15 protein-coding genes are annotated in these 16,664 nt (G+C 76.0%); 7 read left to right on the top strand and 8 right to left on the bottom strand.

Annotation, left to right across the window (positions count from 1 at the left end; all coding sequences use genetic code 11):
• The first annotated feature begins 101 nt into the window (after nucleotides 1-101).
• Together erpA and IPO09_17730 are read left to right on the top strand one after the other, a co-directional pair.
• Nucleotides 102-479, top strand: coding sequence for an iron-sulfur cluster insertion protein ErpA (gene erpA / locus IPO09_17735; protein MBK9519151.1), 378 nt, complete (start codon nucleotides 102-104; stop codon nucleotides 477-479).
• 92 nt (nucleotides 480-571) lie between these two features.
• Nucleotides 572-1,225, top strand: a complete 654-nt coding sequence (locus tag IPO09_17730) for an MBL fold metallo-hydrolase (protein MBK9519150.1) — start codon at nucleotides 572-574, stop codon at nucleotides 1,223-1,225.
• On the opposite strand, the gene IPO09_17725 is transcribed toward IPO09_17730, so the two are convergent.
• Both IPO09_17725 and IPO09_17720 read right to left on the bottom strand, forming a co-directional pair.
• The gene (locus tag IPO09_17725) at nucleotides 1,226-2,041 is read right to left on the bottom strand and encodes an enoyl-ACP reductase (protein MBK9519149.1); all 816 of its coding nucleotides are present in this window, start codon (nucleotides 2,039-2,041) and stop codon (nucleotides 1,226-1,228) included.
• A 16-nt stretch (nucleotides 2,042-2,057) separates the two neighbouring features.
• On the bottom strand, nucleotides 2,058-2,387 hold the full coding sequence (locus IPO09_17720) for a tetratricopeptide repeat protein (protein ID MBK9519148.1): 330 nt from the start codon (nucleotides 2,385-2,387) through the stop codon (nucleotides 2,058-2,060).
• A 70-nt stretch (nucleotides 2,388-2,457) separates the two neighbouring features.
• Here IPO09_17720 and IPO09_17715 point away from each other — a divergent pair, with 70 nt between their 5' ends.
• From IPO09_17715 to IPO09_17705, 3 genes are all read left to right on the top strand, one after another.
• Nucleotides 2,458-3,060 (top strand): molybdenum cofactor guanylyltransferase, encoded by a 603-nt coding sequence (locus tag IPO09_17715; GenBank protein ID MBK9519147.1) that lies wholly within the window; start codon nucleotides 2,458-2,460, stop codon nucleotides 3,058-3,060.
• Between the two features lie 65 nt (nucleotides 3,061-3,125).
• A complete protein-coding gene (locus IPO09_17710; protein ID MBK9519146.1) occupies nucleotides 3,126-3,995 on the top strand; it encodes an alpha/beta hydrolase in 870 nt (289 codons plus the stop codon).
• Nucleotides 3,979-6,204 (top strand): response regulator, encoded by a 2,226-nt coding sequence (locus tag IPO09_17705; protein ID MBK9519145.1) that lies wholly within the window; start codon nucleotides 3,979-3,981, stop codon nucleotides 6,202-6,204. Before IPO09_17710 ends, IPO09_17705 begins: the two co-directional genes overlap by 17 nt.
• Nucleotides 6,205-6,256: 52 nt before the next feature.
• Here the strand turns inward: IPO09_17705 and IPO09_17700 are convergent, their stop codons facing one another.
• Nucleotides 6,257-8,149 (bottom strand): DEAD/DEAH box helicase, encoded by a 1,893-nt coding sequence (locus IPO09_17700; GenBank protein ID MBK9519144.1) that lies wholly within the window; start codon nucleotides 8,147-8,149, stop codon nucleotides 6,257-6,259.
• Nucleotides 8,150-8,276: 127 nt separating this feature from the next.
• Between IPO09_17700 and IPO09_17695 the strand changes: the two genes are divergently transcribed.
• Together IPO09_17695 and IPO09_17690 are read left to right on the top strand one after the other, a co-directional pair.
• Nucleotides 8,277-9,464, top strand: a complete 1,188-nt coding sequence (locus tag IPO09_17695; GenBank protein MBK9519143.1) for an MFS transporter — start codon at nucleotides 8,277-8,279, stop codon at nucleotides 9,462-9,464.
• A gap of 16 nt (nucleotides 9,465-9,480) precedes the next feature.
• Nucleotides 9,481-9,786, top strand: coding sequence for a hypothetical protein (locus tag IPO09_17690; protein MBK9519142.1), 306 nt, complete (start codon nucleotides 9,481-9,483; stop codon nucleotides 9,784-9,786).
• Here the strand turns inward: IPO09_17690 and IPO09_17685 are convergent.
• Genes IPO09_17685 through IPO09_17665 form a run of 5 tightly spaced genes read right to left on the bottom strand, consistent with a single transcriptional unit; the run spans nucleotide 9,758 to nucleotide 16,627 of the window.
• The gene (locus IPO09_17685; protein ID MBK9519141.1) at nucleotides 9,758-11,110 is read right to left on the bottom strand and encodes a P-loop NTPase; all 1,353 of its coding nucleotides are present in this window, start codon (nucleotides 11,108-11,110) and stop codon (nucleotides 9,758-9,760) included. The two genes, IPO09_17690 and IPO09_17685, sit on opposite strands and share 29 nt — an antisense overlap.
• A gap of 47 nt (nucleotides 11,111-11,157) precedes the next feature.
• Nucleotides 11,158-13,686, bottom strand: coding sequence for a response regulator (locus IPO09_17680; protein ID MBK9519140.1), 2,529 nt, complete (start codon nucleotides 13,684-13,686; stop codon nucleotides 11,158-11,160).
• Between the two features lie 9 nt (nucleotides 13,687-13,695).
• Nucleotides 13,696-14,133 (bottom strand): response regulator, encoded by a 438-nt coding sequence (locus IPO09_17675; GenBank protein MBK9519139.1) that lies wholly within the window; start codon nucleotides 14,131-14,133, stop codon nucleotides 13,696-13,698.
• Nucleotides 14,024-15,649 (bottom strand): HAMP domain-containing protein, encoded by a 1,626-nt coding sequence (locus tag IPO09_17670; protein MBK9519138.1) that lies wholly within the window; start codon nucleotides 15,647-15,649, stop codon nucleotides 14,024-14,026. The genes IPO09_17675 and IPO09_17670 overlap by 110 nt, the downstream gene beginning before the upstream one ends.
• A gap of 6 nt (nucleotides 15,650-15,655) precedes the next feature.
• Entirely contained in the window at nucleotides 15,656-16,627 is a 972-nt protein-coding gene (locus IPO09_17665) for an NrtA/SsuA/CpmA family ABC transporter substrate-binding protein (protein MBK9519137.1), read from the bottom strand.
• Nucleotides 16,628-16,664: the final 37 nt, after the last annotated feature.

The raw sequence follows: 16,664 nt of genomic DNA, 5'->3' as shown, positions 1-16,664 counted from the left end.
GCCCCTCGGCAGGTCGCGTTGAAGCGGCCACACCCCCCTGTTAGACTCCCCTCCTGAATCAACTGCGGGGCCCGCGCGGCCCCACACGGAGACACCGACACATGGACGCGATGACCCAGACTGCTCCCGCGGCGACCGATCTCGGCATGGACAACTTCGTCGTCCTGACCGACAAGGCCATCGAGATGGTGAAGGACGCCATGACCCGCGAGGGGCTGGCCGGCTACGGCATCCGCGTCGGGGTGCAGGGCGGCGGCTGCTCCGGCTTCCAGTACTCCATGGACTTCGAGGAGAAGCCGCGCGACGGCGACATCACCCTCGACCAGGGCGGCGTCAAGCTCTTCGTGGACTCGATGAGCTCGATGTACCTGCAGGGCGTCACCATCGACTACGTGCAGGGGCTGCAGGGCGCCGGGTTCAAGTTCAACAACCCGAACGCCAAGAGCACCTGCGGCTGCGGCTCGTCCTTCTCGACCTAGCAGCCTGGCGCACCCGGCAGTTGACCCGGCGGGGCCGGAGGGGCGACCCTTCGGCCCTTTCCCGTTCCCTGGCGCCGTTCCCGGAGGAAGACATGCTGGTGGTCCGCTCGGTGGTGGTCGGCCCGTTCGCCATGAACGCCTACCTGGTGGCGTGCGGCGAGACCGGGGAGGCGCTGCTGATCGACCCCGGCGCCGAGATCCCGCGGGTGCTGGCGCTGGCCGAGCCCGGCTGGCGCGTCGGCCGGATCTTCCTGACCCACGGCCACGTCGACCACGTGGCCGGGGCCGCCGAGGCGCAGGCCGCCACCGGGGCGCCGGTCACCATCCACGAGGGCGACCAGCGCTTCCTGGCCTCGCTGCCGCGCCAGGTGGAGGTGTTCGGCCTGCCGCACGCCCTGCCGCCGACGGTGGAGCGGACCCACCGGGACGGCGAGGTGGTGACGGTGGGGCGCCACGCCGCCACCGTGCTGCACACCCCCGGCCACTCGCCCGGCTCCACCTGCCTGTGGTTCGCCGACGACCAGGTGCTCTTCACCGGCGACACGCTCTTCCTCGGCTCGGTGGGGCGCACCGACCTGCCGGGCGGCGACTTCGACCAGCTGGCCGGCTCCATCAAGGAGAAGCTCTTCCCGCTGGGCGACGAGGTGACCTTCCACCCCGGCCACGGCCCGGCCGGCACCCTCGGCGAGGAGCGGCGCCAGAACCCCTTCGTGGGCGAGGCGCCGCGGCGCAGCCGCTTCGTCTGATCAGGCCATCGAGACCACGCCCAGGATGTTCTGGCCGCAGTCCACGTGCAGCACCTCGCCGGTGACGCTGCGGGCCAGGTCCGAGCACAGGTAGAGGCAGGCCCGCGCCACGTCGTCCTGGTCGATGTTCCGGCGCAGCGGGGTCTTCTCGGCGTTCTCCTGCAGCATGGTCCGCATGCCCTTGATGCCGGCCGCGGCCAGGGTCTTGACCGGGCCGGCGCTGATGGCGTTGACGCGGATGCCGTCCTGGCCGAGGTCCTCGGCCAGGTAGCGCATCGAGGCCTCCAGCGCCGCCTTGGCCACCCCCATGACGTTGTAGTTGGAGACCACCTTCTCGGCGCCGTAGTACGAGAGCGTCACCAGGTTGCCGCCGGGCGGCAGGAAGGGCCGCGCCGCCCGGGCCAGGGCGATCAGCGAGTAGGCCGACACGTCCAGGGTGATGCGCCAGGCCTCGCGGGTGGTCACCTCGGTGAAGCGCCCGGCCAGCGCCCCTCGCGGCGCGTAGCCGATGGAGTGGACCAGGATGTCGAAGCGCGGCCAGACCTCGCGCAGGGCGGCGAACGCCTGGTCGATGCTGGCGTCCTCCGAGACGTCCATGTCGAGGACCGCGGCGGGGCCCAGCCCCTTCACCAGCGGGATGACCCGCTCGCCCATGGCCGCCCCCGGGTAGGTGAAGGCCAGCTCGGCCCCCTGGGCGTGGAAGGCCTCGGCGATGGCCCAGGCGATGGACCGGTCGTTGGCCACGCCGGTGATCAGGGCCCGCTTGCCCTCGAGCAGCCGGCCCGGCGACGGAGGGGTGGTGGTGGCTTCGCTCATCTGGTCCTCGTGGCCGTCAGCCGGCCCTGTCGCCGAGCTGCCCGAGCGCATCCTCGAGCTCGCCCCGCGCGTGGTTGTCGCCCCGCCGCACCGCCACGGCGATCCCGTCCCGGTAGGCCTGGGCCGCCTCGGCGCCCCGCGCCAGGGTCTCCAGGGCCTGCCCCAGCATCAGCCAGGTCGGCAGGTAGTCCGGGGTGCGCCGCGCCAGCTCCTGGAACTCGCCCACCGCGTCGTCGAGCCGCCCCATGGACCGGAGCTGCATGGCCAGCGAGTAGCGCGTGAAGGGGTCGTCTGGCCTGGCGGCCGCGAACTTCTGGAACGCCGCCAGCCGCTCGTCCGGGGTCATGGAACCGGTCCTTGTACACGAATCGCCCGGGGGGGTCCACGGACACCGGGCGCGCTGCTAGAGTGCCGCCGTGCCTCCGCGCTACCCCGACGTCACGGGCGCCCTCATCGCCGGCGGCCGCGCCACCCGGCTCGGCGGCGCGGTGAAGGGGCTGCTCCGCCTGGACGGCACGCCCATCGCGGGGCGCTCGCTGCGGCTCTTCAAGGAGCTGTTCGCCGCCTCGCTGGTGGTGACCAACGACCCGCGCCCCTACGCCGTCCTGGGCGCGTCGCTGGTGGCCGACGTCCTGCCCGGCAAGGGCGCCCCAGGCGGCGTCCACGCGGCCCTGACGGCCTCCACCTCCGAGTGGGTCTTCACGGCCGCCTGCGACATGCCGTTCCTGTCGCGCACCTCGGTGGCCCACCTGGTGGAGCGGCGCGCCGGCGCGGCCGCGGTGATGCCGCGGTGGGGAGGGCGGCTGGAGCCGCTCTTCGCCCTCTGGTCCAGGGCCTGCCTCCCCCTGCTCGACGGGGCGCTGCGGCGCGGCGACCCCTCGCTGCAGGAGCTGGCCGAGGTGGTGGGGGCGCGGGTGATCGAGGAGAGCGAGTGGCGCCTGATCGATCCGGACGGGCGGGCCTTCGAGAACGTCAACACGCCCGAGGACGCGGCGCGCCTCGGGCTGGTGGTCCGGTAAGGCGACGCGGCCGCGCCCGGCGGAACCGTGGTACGAGCTGTCCTGGAGGGGAGGCTCCCATCCGCATGCCCGCACCGCACCTCGAGCCGCCACCGGCGGCGCCCCGGACTCCGGTCCAGACGGTCCAGGTCGGGCCGCACCGGCTGGCCTACCGGCGCGCCGGGGCCGGCCAGCCGGTCCTGCTGGTGCACGGCATCACCACCCACTCCTTCCTCTGGGAGGGGGTGCTGCAGCGCCTGGCCGCCACCGGGCGCTACGACGTGGTGGCGGTGGACCTGCTCGGCTGCGGCGCCTCCGACCTGCCGCTCGACGCCTCCTACGCCCTCAAGGCGCACGCCGAGCGGCTGGGGCCGTTCTGCCAGGCGCTCGGCCTCTCCGGCGTCCACCTGGTGGGGCACGACCTGGGCGGCGGCATCGCCCAGATCCTGGCGGTGAACCAGCCCACCCTCCTGCGCAGCCTGACCCTGGTGAACCCGGTCGGCTACGACTTCTGGCCGGTCCAGCCCATCATCGCCCTGCGCACCCCCGTCATCCGCCAGCTGCTGCTGGCGGCGCTCGACCTGGGCGCCTTCGCGGTGCTGGTGCGGCGCGGCCTGTACCACAAGGACCGGGTGGACGCGGCCCTCATGGCCGACTTCACCTCGCCGCTCCGGACCGCCGCGGGGCGCAAGGCCTTCGTGCACTTCGCCCGCTGCCTCGACAACGCCAACCTCATGGAGGTCGCGGCCGACCTGCCGCGGCTGCGCCTGCCGGTGCTGGTGGCCTGGGGCATGGCCGACGCCTACCTCTCCTTCGCCATCGCGGAGCGGCTGGTGAAGGACATCCCGGGCGCGCGCCTGGAGCGGATCCCCGAGGCCGGCCACTACACCCCCCTCGACCAGCCCGGGCAGCTGGCCGCGCTCCTGCAGGTCCACCTCGATGCCGCCCGCGGGTGAGGGGGCCGTCCAGCGCCTGCGCGACCTGGAGGCCCGGGTCGCCCAGCTGCTGGAGGAGAACCAGCAGCTGGCCGAGCGCCAGGTCGACACCGCCCTGCTGGGGCTGGTCTCCGAGCACGTCTACCTGGTGGAGGACGCCGCCGGCATCCTGCAGGTGGGGCTGGAGCAGGTCTCCATCCTGAAGGACGTGCCGCTCTGCGCGGTGGGCGACCTGGGGCCGGCCGACGTGGTGGTGCGCCACGCCTACCACGCCCGCAGCGACGCCCGCCTGGACGGCCGCGTCCTGCGCCTCGCGCCGCGGGTGGTGGAGGCGCTGCGCTCCGGCGCGCTGCTGCTGCGCGGCGCCCAGTGCGCCGAGGCCGGCCTGGACGCCGCCCTGCTGCCCGCGCTGGCGCCCGGCTCGGCGCTGCTCCTGCCCTTCACCTGCCGCACCATGCCGCGCGGCCTCTTCCTCTTCGTGCACGAGGACGACGGGGCGCACCTGGCGGACGTCACCCCGGTGCTGGCGCGGGTGGTGGAGACGGTGGCGGCGCGGCTCGAGAACGTGGCGCTGCTGGAGGAGCTGCTGGCGCTCAACGCCGCCCTCGACGAGAAGGTGGCCTCCCGCACCGGCCAGCTCACGGCCGCCAACCAGGAGCTGGAGGACGAGGTGGCGGAGCGGCGCCGCACCGAGGAGGCGCTGCGCCAGAGCGAGGCGCGCCTGCGGCTGGCGCTGTCGGCCTCGGCCATGGCCAGCGTGGACTGGGACCTGGAGACCGGGCGCCTCACCTGGTCGGAGGGCGCCGCCACGCTGCTGGGGGCGGCCCCGGCCACGCTGGAGGCCTGGGTGGCCGCGGTGCACCAGGAGGATCGCGGGGCCGTGGCGGCGCTGCTGGCGGCCGCGCCCTCGGGCGGCCGGCGCACCCGGCTGGAGCACCGCGTGGCCGCCGCGCCGGAGCGCTGGCTGGAGCTGCACGCCAGCGCGGTGGCGGGCCTGGCCGGGCGCGCCGCCCGGGTCACCGGCGTCCTGGTCGACGTCACCGAGCGGCGCCACCTGGAGGACGAGCGGCGCCAGTCGGTGAAGCTCGAGTCCATCGGGCGGCTGGCCGGTGGGGTGGCCCACGACTTCAACAACCTGCTCACCACCATCCTGGGCGTGGGCGAGCTGCTGGCGGCCGACCTCCCTCCCGGCGGCCCGCAGGCGGCCGACCTGCGCACCATCCTGGAGGCGGGGCGCCACGCCGCCGCCCTGACGCGGCAGCTGCTGGCCTTCTCGCGCAAGCAGCAGCTGGAGGTCCACCCCCTGCCGCTGGAGGAGGTGTGCCGCACCTTCGCCCCCATGCTGGCCCGCCTCATCGGCGAGGACGTGGTGGTCCGCCTGGACCTGGACGTGGGCGCCCCGCCGATCCTGGGCGACCGGTCGCAGATCGAGCAGGTGCTGATGAACCTGGCCATCAACGCCCGCGACGCCATGCCCCGCGGCGGGACGCTCACCATCTCGGTGGCGGCGGCCCCGGTGCTGGAGGAGCGGCCGGACGGCCCGCCGCCGGGCCGATGGGTGCGGCTCTCGGTGAGCGACACCGGCACGGGCATGGCCCCCGAGGTGGCCGCCCGCGCCTTCGAGCCCTTCTTCACCACCAAGGCGCGGGGCCAGGGCACCGGGCTGGGGTTGGCCACGGTCTACGGCGTGGTGCGGCAGCACGGCGGCCACGCGCGGCTGTTCACCGCCCCGGGCGCCGGGACGCGCTTCGACCTCTACCTGCCGGCCGCCGAGGCGGCGTCCGCCGCCGCGGCGCCCTCGCCAGCGGCCCCCGCGCCGGCGCCGCTCGGGCGCGGCGAGACCGTGCTGGTGGTGGACGACGAGCCCTCCATCCGGCGGGTGGTCCGCTCCATCCTGGTGCGGCTGGGCTACCAGGTGCTGGAGGCGGAGGGCGGGGCGCAGGCGCTGGAGCTGGTGGAGCAGACGGGCGGCCGGGTGGACGCGCTGCTCTCCGACGTGGTGATGCCCGGGATGCGGGGGGCGGAGCTGGGCCGCGCCTTCCGGGCCCGCTGGCCGGGCCGGCCGGTGCTGCTCATGAGCGGCTACGCCGAGGGGCTGGAGGACGCCACCGCCGGGGCCGACGCCTTCGTGGTCAAGCCGCTCACCTTCGACGCCCTGGCGCGCGCGCTGCGCGCCGCGCTCGACCAGGCCAGGGGCGCGCCGCCGCCGGACGAACCCCCCGGTCGCTGAGGCCGCTCGGGCGGTGACCCGGCCTGCGGACGGGCCCCGCGACCGCGTCGGCTCAGCTGCGCGGCTTGGTCCCGCGCCGCACGGCGTGGCCCGTGCCGTGGACCGGGCGCGGGCCGCTGGCCGGGGAGCCGGCCGGGCGAGGGCGGGCGCCGGGGCGCGGGCCCTCGCGTCGGGGGGCCGCGGGCGCCGGCGCAGCGGGCGCAGGGGCCGCGGCCTCGGCCGGCGCCACGGCCGGGCGGGGCCGCGCGGCGTGCGGGCGCGCCGCGGGGTGGGCGGCGGCGCCGGGCCGCAGGTCGTCGGGCGGGCGCGCCGGGTCGATGCGCAGCCCCGGCGCGCGCGGATCCGGCACGCGGGCCGCGTCGGCGAAGCGGGCCGCGGCGTGGGTGGCCACCTGGAAGCGGGTCTCGGTGGCCAGGATGATGATCTTGCCGATCTCGTCGCGGGTCACCCCACCGCGCCGGCACAGGAGCGGCAGGATCCACTTCGGGTCGGCCTTCTTCTCGCGGCCGATGGTGAGCCGGAACCACATGGCGTCGGAGGGCGGGCCAGGGCGCGGGGCGCGCGGGCCGCGGGGAGCCTCGCGGGCGACCCGGGCCGTCTCTGGGAGCTCCTCGGCGGCCGGCAGGGCGGTGCGGTGGCGGCGCACCAGCGCCAGGGCCAGCGCCACCGGGTCGCGCCCCTCCAGCAGCGCGCGGGCGGCCAGGAGCTCGTCCTCGGGGACCTCGTCGAGCGCCACCGCCACCTCGGCCTGCAGGCGGGCGTCGTCCTTCTTGCGGATCTCCTCGGCGCTGGGGACCGGGGCCCACTCGGCCGTCACCCCCGCCTCCCGCAGCATCCGCTCCAGCTTGTAGCGCTCGGCCGGCGCGCACAGCAGCACCGCCTGCCCCTTCTTGCCGGCGCGGCCGGTGCGGCCGCTGCGGTGCTGCAGGGCCTGGGCGTCGCCCGGCAGGTCGGCGTGCAGCACCAGCTCGATGCCGGGCAGGTCCAGGCCGCGGGCCGCCACGTCGGTGGCCACCAGCACGCGGGCCCGGCCGTCGCGCAGCGACTTGAGGGCCCGCAGCCGCTGCTCCTGGGTCAGCTCGCCGGAGATGGCCACGGTCTCGAAGCCGCGCTCGGAGAGCGCCGCGGCGGTGTGGGTGACGGCCTCGCGGCGCGCCCGGAACACCAGCGCGCTGGCCGGGTCGAGGGCCCGCAGCACGTTGACCAGGGCGTGGTCGCGCTCGCGCTGCGCCACCACGTGGGCCCGGTAGGCGATGTCGGCGTGGGCCTCGCGGGCCGGCGTGGCGGCCACCCGCACCGGCTCGCGGGTGTACTGGCGCGCCAGGTCGGTGATGGGCTTCGGCAGGGTGGCCGAGAAGAGGATGGTGCGCCGCTCCGGCGGCGAGGCCGAGAGGATGGCCTCCAGCTCCTCGCGGAAGCCCATGTCGAGCATCTCGTCGGCCTCGTCGAGCACCAGGGCGCCCAGCCCCGAGAGGTCGAGGGCGCCGCGCTCGATGTGGTCCACCAGGCGGCCCGGCGTGCCCACCACCACGTGCACGCCGATGGCCAGGGCCCGGGCCTCGCGCCGCGGGTCGAGCCCGCCCACGCAGGCCAGCACCACGCCGCCGGCCGGGCCGAGCAGCCACCCCAGCTCGCGCTGGACCTGCACCGCCAGCTCGCGGGTGGGGGCGATGACCAGGCCGAGCGGCGGGCCGGCCTTGCCGAAGGTGGGCGCCTCGCCGAGCAGCGACTCGGCCAGGCACAGGCCGAAGGCCACGGTCTTGCCGGACCCGGTGCGCGAGGAGACCAGCAGGTCCTTGCCGGCCAGCGCGGGGTCCAGCACGGCCGCCTGCACCGGGGTGGGCTCGGCGTAGCCCTTGGCGGCCAGGGCGCGCTGCAAGGCGGGGTGGGCCAGCAGGTCGGCGAAGGTCTTGGCGGGCGCGTCGGCGTTCACGGGGCGGGTCATAGCAGGGGGGGCAGGGGAAGCCCACCCTTGACCCCGCCCCCGCTCGCCCGCAGCATGCCCGGACCTCGTGGCCCACGACCCGTACGCCTCCCTGCGCTTCCCCGAGTACCGCGCCTACCTGGCCGGCATGGCCGCGGTCTTCGTGGCCACCCAGATCCAGAGCGCGGTGCTCGGCTGGCAGGTCTACGAGCTCACCGGCGACCCGCTGGCGCTGGGCCTGGTGGGCCTGGCCGAGGCCGTCCCCTTCCTGGCCCTCACCCTGGTGGGCGGGTGGGCGGCCGACCGGCACGACCGCCGCGCCATCTCGCTGGCCAGCCTGGCGGCGGTGGCGGCCAGCGGGCTCCTGCTGCTGGTGCTCAGCCTGGGCGCCCCCTCCGGCGCCCTCCCCCTCTACGGCGCGCAGGCGCTGGCGGGCCTGGGCCGGGCCTTCTTCCGCCCGGCCTCGGCCGCGCTGGGCACCGAGCTCCTGCCGCGGGAGCACTACCAGAACGCCACCACCTGGCGCTCCTCCATCTTCCACACCGCCATGGTGGTGGGCCCGGCGGTGGGCGGCCTGCTCATCGCGGTGGGCGGGCCGCGGCTGGCCTACGCGGTGGTGGTGACCCTCTCGGCGGCCGGGCTCCTCACCATGGCGGCGGTCCGGCCGCGCCCTCGCCCGGCCTCCCCGGTCGGTGGCCTGCTCGACGGGCTCTCCGACGGGGTGCGGTTCGTCTTCTCGCAGCCCATCCTGGTGGGCGCGCTCAGCCTGGACCTCTTCGCCGTCCTCTTCGGCGGCGCGGCGGCGCTCCTGCCCATCTTCGCCAGGGACGTGCTGGGCGTGGGCGAGGTCGGCTTCGGCCTGCTGCGCGCCGCGCCGGCCGTCGGATCGGTGGCCATGTCGCTGGGGCTGGCCCGCTTCGGCCACTTCGCCCGCGCCGGGCGGGCCCTGCTGGGCTGCGTGGCGCTCTTCGGCCTCACCTGGATCGCCTTCGCCTTCTCCCGCTCCTACGCGCTCTCGCTGGCCCTGCTGGCCGTGGGCGGGGCGCTGGACGGCGTCTCGGTGGTGCTGCGCGGCACGCTGGTGCAGCTCTGGACGCCGCAGGACAAGATGGGGCGCGTGGCGGCGGTGAACAGCTTCTTCATCGGCTCGTCCAACGAGCTGGGGGCCTTCGAGAGCGGCGTGGCCGCGCGCCTGCTCGGGGTGGTGCCCTCGGTGGTCTTCGGCGGCGTGATGACCCTGCTGACGGTGGGCCTGGTGGCCTGGCGCGCGCCGCAGCTGCGCCGGCTGGGCCGGCTGGGCCCCGAAGGCCCGGCGACCCCGGGCGCCACACCCTGAGCGAGCGGAGGGAGCGATGCCGAGGCTGGAGACCATCGACGTCTGGGAGGCCGACAAGGCCATCGACCTGGCCGACTGGACCATCGGGGTGGTCTCGGGCCTCTTGCGCCCGTCCTTCCAGGCGGTGCTCCTCTCCTCGGCCGGCGACGTCCTGACCCTGCAGGTGTCGGGCCCCCGCCAGCCGAGCGGCGAGCGCAGCGCGCTCTTCCACGTGGCCGGGCGCGGCACCTTCGAGCTGGTCCGGCTGGAGCGCTGGCCCGCCGCGCCGGGCGGCGGCGGCGAGCGGGTGCTGCTCACGCTGCGGGTGTGGCCCCGTCCATGACCTCGGCCAGGGCCCCCTCCCGGCGCAGGCCGGCGGCGGCGCGGCGGGCGGCCTCGGGATCGGCCACGAACTCCACCCCGGCGCGCCGCGAGGCCGCCGAGGCGTGGCGCACCACGCAGGCCAGGCTGGGCTGATCGTCCAGGCTGGTGAAGACCATGGCGAGGCGGGTGCCGGCCGGCGGCGGCCGGTCCAGCTCCAGCAGCGCGCCGCCCTCGCTCACGTCGCGCACCTGGGCGGTCAGGACGCCGCCCGGGTAGACCAGCGTGACGGTCACGTTGACCGGGTGGCGGTGGCAGGCCCGCTCGTAGGCCGAGACCGCCACCGGCAGCGGCGCGCCGGCCTCGGCCAGCCGGTGGGCCGGCGGCGCGGCGGGCGCCCCCTCGGCGCCGGGGCGCGGCGAAGGCTGGTGGCGCGGCAGCGGCGCCTCGAGCAGCGCGGCGGCGATGGCGCGCAGCGAGGCGGCGCACTCGTCGCCGTCCACCCCGGCGTGCAGCAGGTAGGGCCGCCCGCCGTCCACCGAGTCGTGCATGCGCCGGCTGGCGCGCAGCGAGCCCAGCACCGGCACCTCCAGCCCCAGGTAGTCGCGCGCCATCCGGGAGATGGCGTAGATGACGTTCACCTCGCGCGGCTCGAAGAGCTGGTTGCCGAGCAGCCGGGCCCCGAAGGCCGAGAGCCCCGCCTGCAGCGTGGCGGCCAGCGCCGGGGACGAGCTGGCCAGCCGCGCCAGCAGCTGGGCGGCGCTGCCGGTGGGCTCGGCCCCCTCGTCGGCCTCGTCCACCAGCGCCTGCTGCCCGGTGGCCGCCGCCAGGCGCCGCAGCTCGCGGAAGACGGCGCTCTTCATGAAGGCGTAGGCGTTCTGCGCCGAGGTGAGCTGCGGGGTCATCACCACCAGGCGCAGGTCGGCGGCGTCGAAGAGGTCGAGCACGTTGAACGACACGCCGGCGCCCACGTCCACCACCACCACGTCGGCCGGCAGGGCCAGCACGTGGCGCAGCAGCTTGAGCTTGCGGGCCGAGGGCAGGTTGGCGGTGCCCACCACGCCGCCGTTCCCCGGCACCAGGCGCAGGTTCGGGACCCCCACGTCCACCGCGGCCGCGCCCAGGTCCTCCAGCCGCCCGGCCAGGAAGGCCTCCACGCCGGGGCCGGGCCGGGTCAGGCCGAAGAGGGTGTGCTGGTTGGGGGAGCCCAGGTCGGCGTCCACCAGCACCACCCGGGCGCCCTGCTGGGCCATGGCCACCGCCAGGTTGGCGGCCACCACGCTCTTGCCAACCCCACCCTTGCCGCCACCCACCGAGATGACCCGCCCAGGGCGCGCACCGATCATGAGCCCAGCCTAGCGCACCCGGACGGGCCGGCGTGAGCGGGACGGCCTCACCCGCCGCGCGCCGCCACCAGCACCCGCACCAGCTTCCGCAGGTTGCTGGCGTCGAACGGCTTGTCGATGCGGATGTTCGCGACCTGCTCCAGGAAGAGGCTGGCCTGCGCGGTGAAGGCGCCGCCGCTCATGAACACCATGCGGGCGGCCAGGTCCGGGCGGGAGGCGGCCAGCCCCTGGTAGAGGTCCATCCCCGACACCTCCGGCATGATCAGGTCCGAGAGGATGACGTCGTAGCCGTCGTCGGCGAACAGCAGCGCCTCGGCCTCGCGGCCGCTGGCGGCCTCGGCGGTGTCGTGCTCGGCCCGCAGGAGCCGCACCACCGCCGACCGGACGATGGCCTCGTCGTCCACCACCAGCACCCGCCCGCGGCGTCCGGCCGGCGGCGGCAGCGCGGCGCCGGGCGGCGGCGCCCGGGCCGGCGCGACCTCCTCGGCGATGGCCGGCAGCTGCACCAGGAAGCGGGCCCCCTCCCCCGGGCGGCTCTCCACGGTGATGCGCCCGCCCGCCTCCTCCACGATGCCCCGGCTGATGGCCAGCCCCAGGCCGGTGCCGATGCCGGCCGGCTTGGTGGTGAAGAAGGGGTCGAAGATGCGGGCCAGGTGCTCCGGCGGGATGCCGGCGCCGGTGTCGCGCACCTCCGCCAGCACGGCGGCGCCCTCGCTCCAGGTCCGGATGGTGATGCGGTTCCGCTCCACGTCCCCCTCGGGGATGGCCTGGGCGGCGTTGACCAGCAGGTTGAGGAACACCTGGGCCAGCCGGCCCTCGTTGGCCCGGACCGGTGGCAGCGCGCCGAGGTCCAGGACCAGCCGGGCCCGGTACTTCACCTCGTGGTGGGTCATGTTGACGGCGCCCTCGATGACCCGGTTCACCTGCACCGGCGCGAGCCGGTCGTCCCCGGCCCGGGAGAAGACCCGCAGGTCGCGAACGATCTCGCGGATGCGGCGCCCCCCCTCGAGCGCCTCGCGGGCGCGCTGGACCAGCTCCGGCGGCTCCGCCGACGGGGGCAGCGCCGCCTCCACGGCGGGCAGGTCGGCGGCCAGGCTCTCCAGGTTGAAGAGCACGTAGGTGAGCGGGTTGTTGATCTCGTGGGCCACCCCGGCGGCCAGCATCCCCACGCTGGCCATCCGGTCGGACTGCGCCAGCCGCGCCTGCAGCCGTCGCCGCTCGGTGACGTCGCGGATCACCACCACCAGGCTGGCCCGCTCCCCGTCGGGTCCGGCGGTGGCCGCCGACGACACCTCCCCCTCGAAGGCCGCCTCCCCGTGGCGGAAGCGCAGCACGCTCTCGCCCCGCCCGGTGGCCGACACCACCTGGGCCAGCTCGACCGCGGCCCGCGCCCGGTCCTCCTCGGCCACGAAGTCGGTCAGCCGCCGGCCCTCCAGCGCCTCGGCCCCCGCCAGGCCCAGCAGGCCGGCCAGCCGCCCGTTGGCCATGAGGATGGCCTGGTCCGGCCCGGCCAGCGCCACCCCGTTGGGCGAGGTCTCGACCAGCACCCGGTAGCGCTCCTGGCTGGCGTGCAGGGCCTCCTCGGCGCGGCGCCGCTCGACCGCCAGCCCCAGGCTCGGGGCCACCTCCTCGAGGAACTGGACCAGGGCGGGGTCGAAGCGGTCCGGCGCCCGGGCGTTGAGCTGGAGCAGGCCCACCACCTCCGGCCCGCTGCGCAGCGGCAGGAGCGCCAGCGACTGGTAGCCGTCCAGGGCGCAGCGGCCCCGCAGGTGCGGCAGGGCGCTGGCCTGGCCGCCGCGCCCCAGGTCGGCGCCGAGCGCGCCGGTCACGTAGGCGCCACGCGGCGTCAGCAGGCCGGCGGCCTCAGGGCGCTGCAGGAGCACGGCCCCGCAGAGGCAGGCCAGGTCGGCGGGGCAGCCGCCGCGCGGATCGGCGGCGGGCCCGCCGGGCTGGCAGAGCGTGCGCTCCGCCGCCAGGAACGCCTCGTCGAAGCCCACCTGCATGGCGTAGGGGAAGTCCTGCGCGGCGCGCAGCCGGATCCCGGCGGCGTCGGCCCCGGCGTGGCGGCGCAGCCTCTCGAGCACGCCGCGGAGCTGGGGCGCCAGCTCCCCGGACCCGTTCAGGACCTCCAGCACCTCGCCGGTGAGGACGTGGCGCGCCGCCAGCAGCCGGCGGGCCGCCGCGTCCCGGACCTCGCGCTCCACCACCGCCCCGAGGCGCACCAGGTCCGACTTGACCAGGTAGTCGCGCGCGCCGGCCCGCATGGCCTCCACCGCGAAGTCCACCCCCATGGTGCCCGAGACCACGATGAGCGGCAGGTCCCTGCCCGAGGCCTGCAGCGCCGCCAGGGCGGCCAGCGAGCTGAAGCGCGGCAGCCGGTGGTCGGCGATGACCAGGTCCCAGGCGCCGTCCTGGAGCGCCGCGGCGAAGGCCTCGGGGGTCTCGACGCGGGTCAGGGCCACCGCCCCGAAGCGCTTGCGCAGCTCGCGCTCGATGAGCGCCGAGTCCTGGGCGCGATCCTCGACGTTGAGCACCCGCATGGCACCCTCCCCGGCCTCGGCGTGTCGCGCTGGCATCCGGATGGCCTACCGCGCCCTGGGGGGCGGCTCGTTCAGCACCAGCCAGTAGAGCCCCAGGCTGGCCACCGCCTCGGTGAACTGGCGGAAGTCGACCGGCTTGCGGATGTAGCTGTTGGCGCCGCCGTGGTAGCCCAGCAGCACGTCCCGCTCCTCGTTGGAGCTGGTGAGGATCACCACCGGCAGCAGCCTGGTGCGCTCGTCCTGCCGGATGCGGCGCAGCACCTCCAGGCCGTCCACCTTGGGCAGCTTCAGGTCCAGCAGCACCAGCGCGGGCGCGGGCCGGGCCGGCGTGCCGGCGCCCGGGCCGTGCAGGTACTCCAGGGCCTCGGCGCCGTCACGCACCACCTGCAGGTCGTTGGCGATCTTGCTCTGCTGGAAGGCGCGCTGCGTCAGCAGGACGTCCTTCGGGTTGTCCTCGACCAGCAGGATGACCTTGTTCGGCATGGTGGCCTCCGTGGCCCTGCAGCGTGAAGTAGATGGTGGCGCCCTGCTCGACGGCCCCCTCGGCCCAGGCCTCGCCGCCGTGGCGCCGGACCACCCGGCTCACCGTGGCCAGCCCGATGCCGGTGCCCGGGAACTCGCTCGACCGGTGCAGCCGCTGGAACGGCTGGAAGAGCTTGTCGACGTAGGCCATGTCGAAGCCCGCCCCGTCGTCAGCGACGAAGAAGGCCTGGCGGCCCCGGGCCTCCCGGCGGCCCACGGTGATGCGCGCCGCGGCGTGGTGGGAGGTGAACTTCCAGGCGTTGCGCAGCAGGTTCTCCAGGGCCAGGCGCAGCAGCGTCGGGTCTCCCTGCGCCACCAGGTCCGGGGCGATCTCCACCTCGACCGAGCGACCCGGCTCGCCGCGCCGCAGCTCCGCCACCACGCCGGCGGCCAGGGCCGCCAGGTCCACCGGCTGCGGCGCCATGTCGATGCGCGCCACCCGCGAGAGCCCCAGCAGGTCGTCGATGAGCTGCCCCATCTCGCGCGCGGCGTCGTTGGCCATCTCCAGGTACTGCCGCCCCTGGGCGTCGAGCCTGGGGCCCCAGTCCTCCAGCACCGCCTGGCTGAAGCCGGAGATGGAGCGGAGCGGGGCCCGCAGGTCGTGCGAGACGGCGTAGCTGAAGGCCTCCAGCTCGCGGTTGGAGACCTCCAGGGCCGCCAGGTGCCGCTTCAGCGCCTCGTTGAGCCGGCCCACCTCGTGCTGGGCGCGGCGCCGGTCGGCCACCTCCCCCTCCAGCGACGCGTAGGTCTGCTGCAGCCGCTCGGTCATGCGGTCGAAGGCGTGGCCCAGGTCGGCCAGCTCGTCGTCCCCCCGCAGGGCGAGCCGGTGATCCAGGGCGCCGGAGGCCACCCGCTCGGCGCCGTCGCGCAGTGTGACCAGGCGGCGCTCCAGGGTGACCGCCGCCATCCAGGTGTTGGAGAGGGTCACGGCCACCACGGCCACCAGCAGGAGCACCAGGGCCAGCACGGCGCCACGCTGGGTGGCGGCCAGCCGCGCCGCCGCCGCGGTGGCCAGCTGCCGGGCCCGGCCGTTGAGATCGTGCGAGATGAGCAGCTGCCGGCTGGTGGCGCGCTGCCGGAAGGCCGCGGCGGTGGCCCGCTGCGGCGCCTCCGGGGCGCCCTCGTCGCGGAGGAGCTCGGCGAAGAGCGCCGCCCCCTGGTCCACCAGCGCCACCATCTCGCCCACCACCCGGCGGTCGTCGCCGCCCTCCAGCTCCAGGGCCGCCCGCTCCAGCAGGGCCCGCAGGGCGGCGGTCTTGGCCTCCCACTGCCCCCTGGCCCGGGGCTCCCCGAGCAACAGGTACTCGTCGTGCAGCAGCCCCCGCTCGAAGGAGGCCTGCTGCAGCTGGCCGGCCAGCTGGTCGCCCCGGTGGGCCCGCCGGGTCTCCACCAGGAACCAGCCCAGGACCAGGCCGATGGCCAGGATCGACCCGAGGGAGGCCGCGGCGGAGACGCGGAAGCGGGTGCCCAGCCGCACGCGCGCCTACCGGATGAGCCCGACGGCTTCGGGCTTGAGCGAGAGGAGCGGCGCGGGATCGATGGCCTCGAGGAAGCTGGGGGTGGCCTGGGGGCCCGCCTGGCCGATGCGCCGAGCCCAGCGGGCCTCCTCCTCCATCAGCACCACCAGGCTCTGGTCGAGCCGCACCCGGTAGTCGAACTGGCCGAGCATGACGTCGAGGACGGCGGGGTCCTCGGCGAACTGGGCCGCGGCCAACCGGCGCGCCTCCGCCGGCTGCTCGCGGAAGAGCGTCTCGGCCACCAGCAGGGCGCGCAGCACCTTCCTGGCCGCCTCGGGGCGGCGCTCGGCGAAGCCCCGCCGCCCCACCAGCAGCGCCGCCTCGGCGTGCAGGTCCTCCACGTAATGGGTCGTCAGCTGCCCGGCGAAGCGGCGCGTCAGGTCCTGCACCGTCGGGCTCCAGGTGGCCACGGCGTCCACCTCGCCCCGCTCCAGCGCCCCGGCCATCTCGTCCGGCTTGAGGTCCACCAGCCGCACCCCGGCGCGGTCCACCCCGTACCGCAGGAGGAAGGTGTCGAGGAAGAAGTCGCCGCTGGTGGCCAGGGTGACGCCGATGCGCTTCCCGGCCAGGTCGGCCGGGCGGGTGATGCCGGCCTGCACCCTGGCCAGCACGGCGTTGTTCCTGGTGGCGGTGGAGTGGGCCGCCAGCACCGAGAGCCGATCCCCGCGGAGCTCGGCGAACACCACCGGGGTCTCGGCGCAGGCGGCCAGGTCGGCCTGGCCGGCCAGCAGCGCGGCCAGGGCCAGCTTCCCGAACGGGTGGGGCTGCAGGCTGACCGCCAGCCCCTCGCGCTCGAAGTAGCCCTTGGCCTGGGCCACGTAGACCAGGCGGAAGTTGGGCAGCGTGCCCACCGCGATGGTGAGCGGCTCGAGCGGCCGGGCGGCGCGCCGCTCGGTGCAGCCGAGCGCCAGCAGGACGATGGCCGCGAGCTGGACCACGCTCCTCATCGAGCACCCCCCGGCGCACCGGCTCCTC

The sequence above is a fragment of the Anaeromyxobacter sp. genome (assembly GCA_016718565.1).
In the GTDB taxonomy this organism is placed as follows: domain Bacteria; phylum Myxococcota; class Myxococcia; order Myxococcales; family Anaeromyxobacteraceae; genus JADKCZ01.
This window is presented reverse-complemented; position numbering and strand designations above follow the sequence as displayed.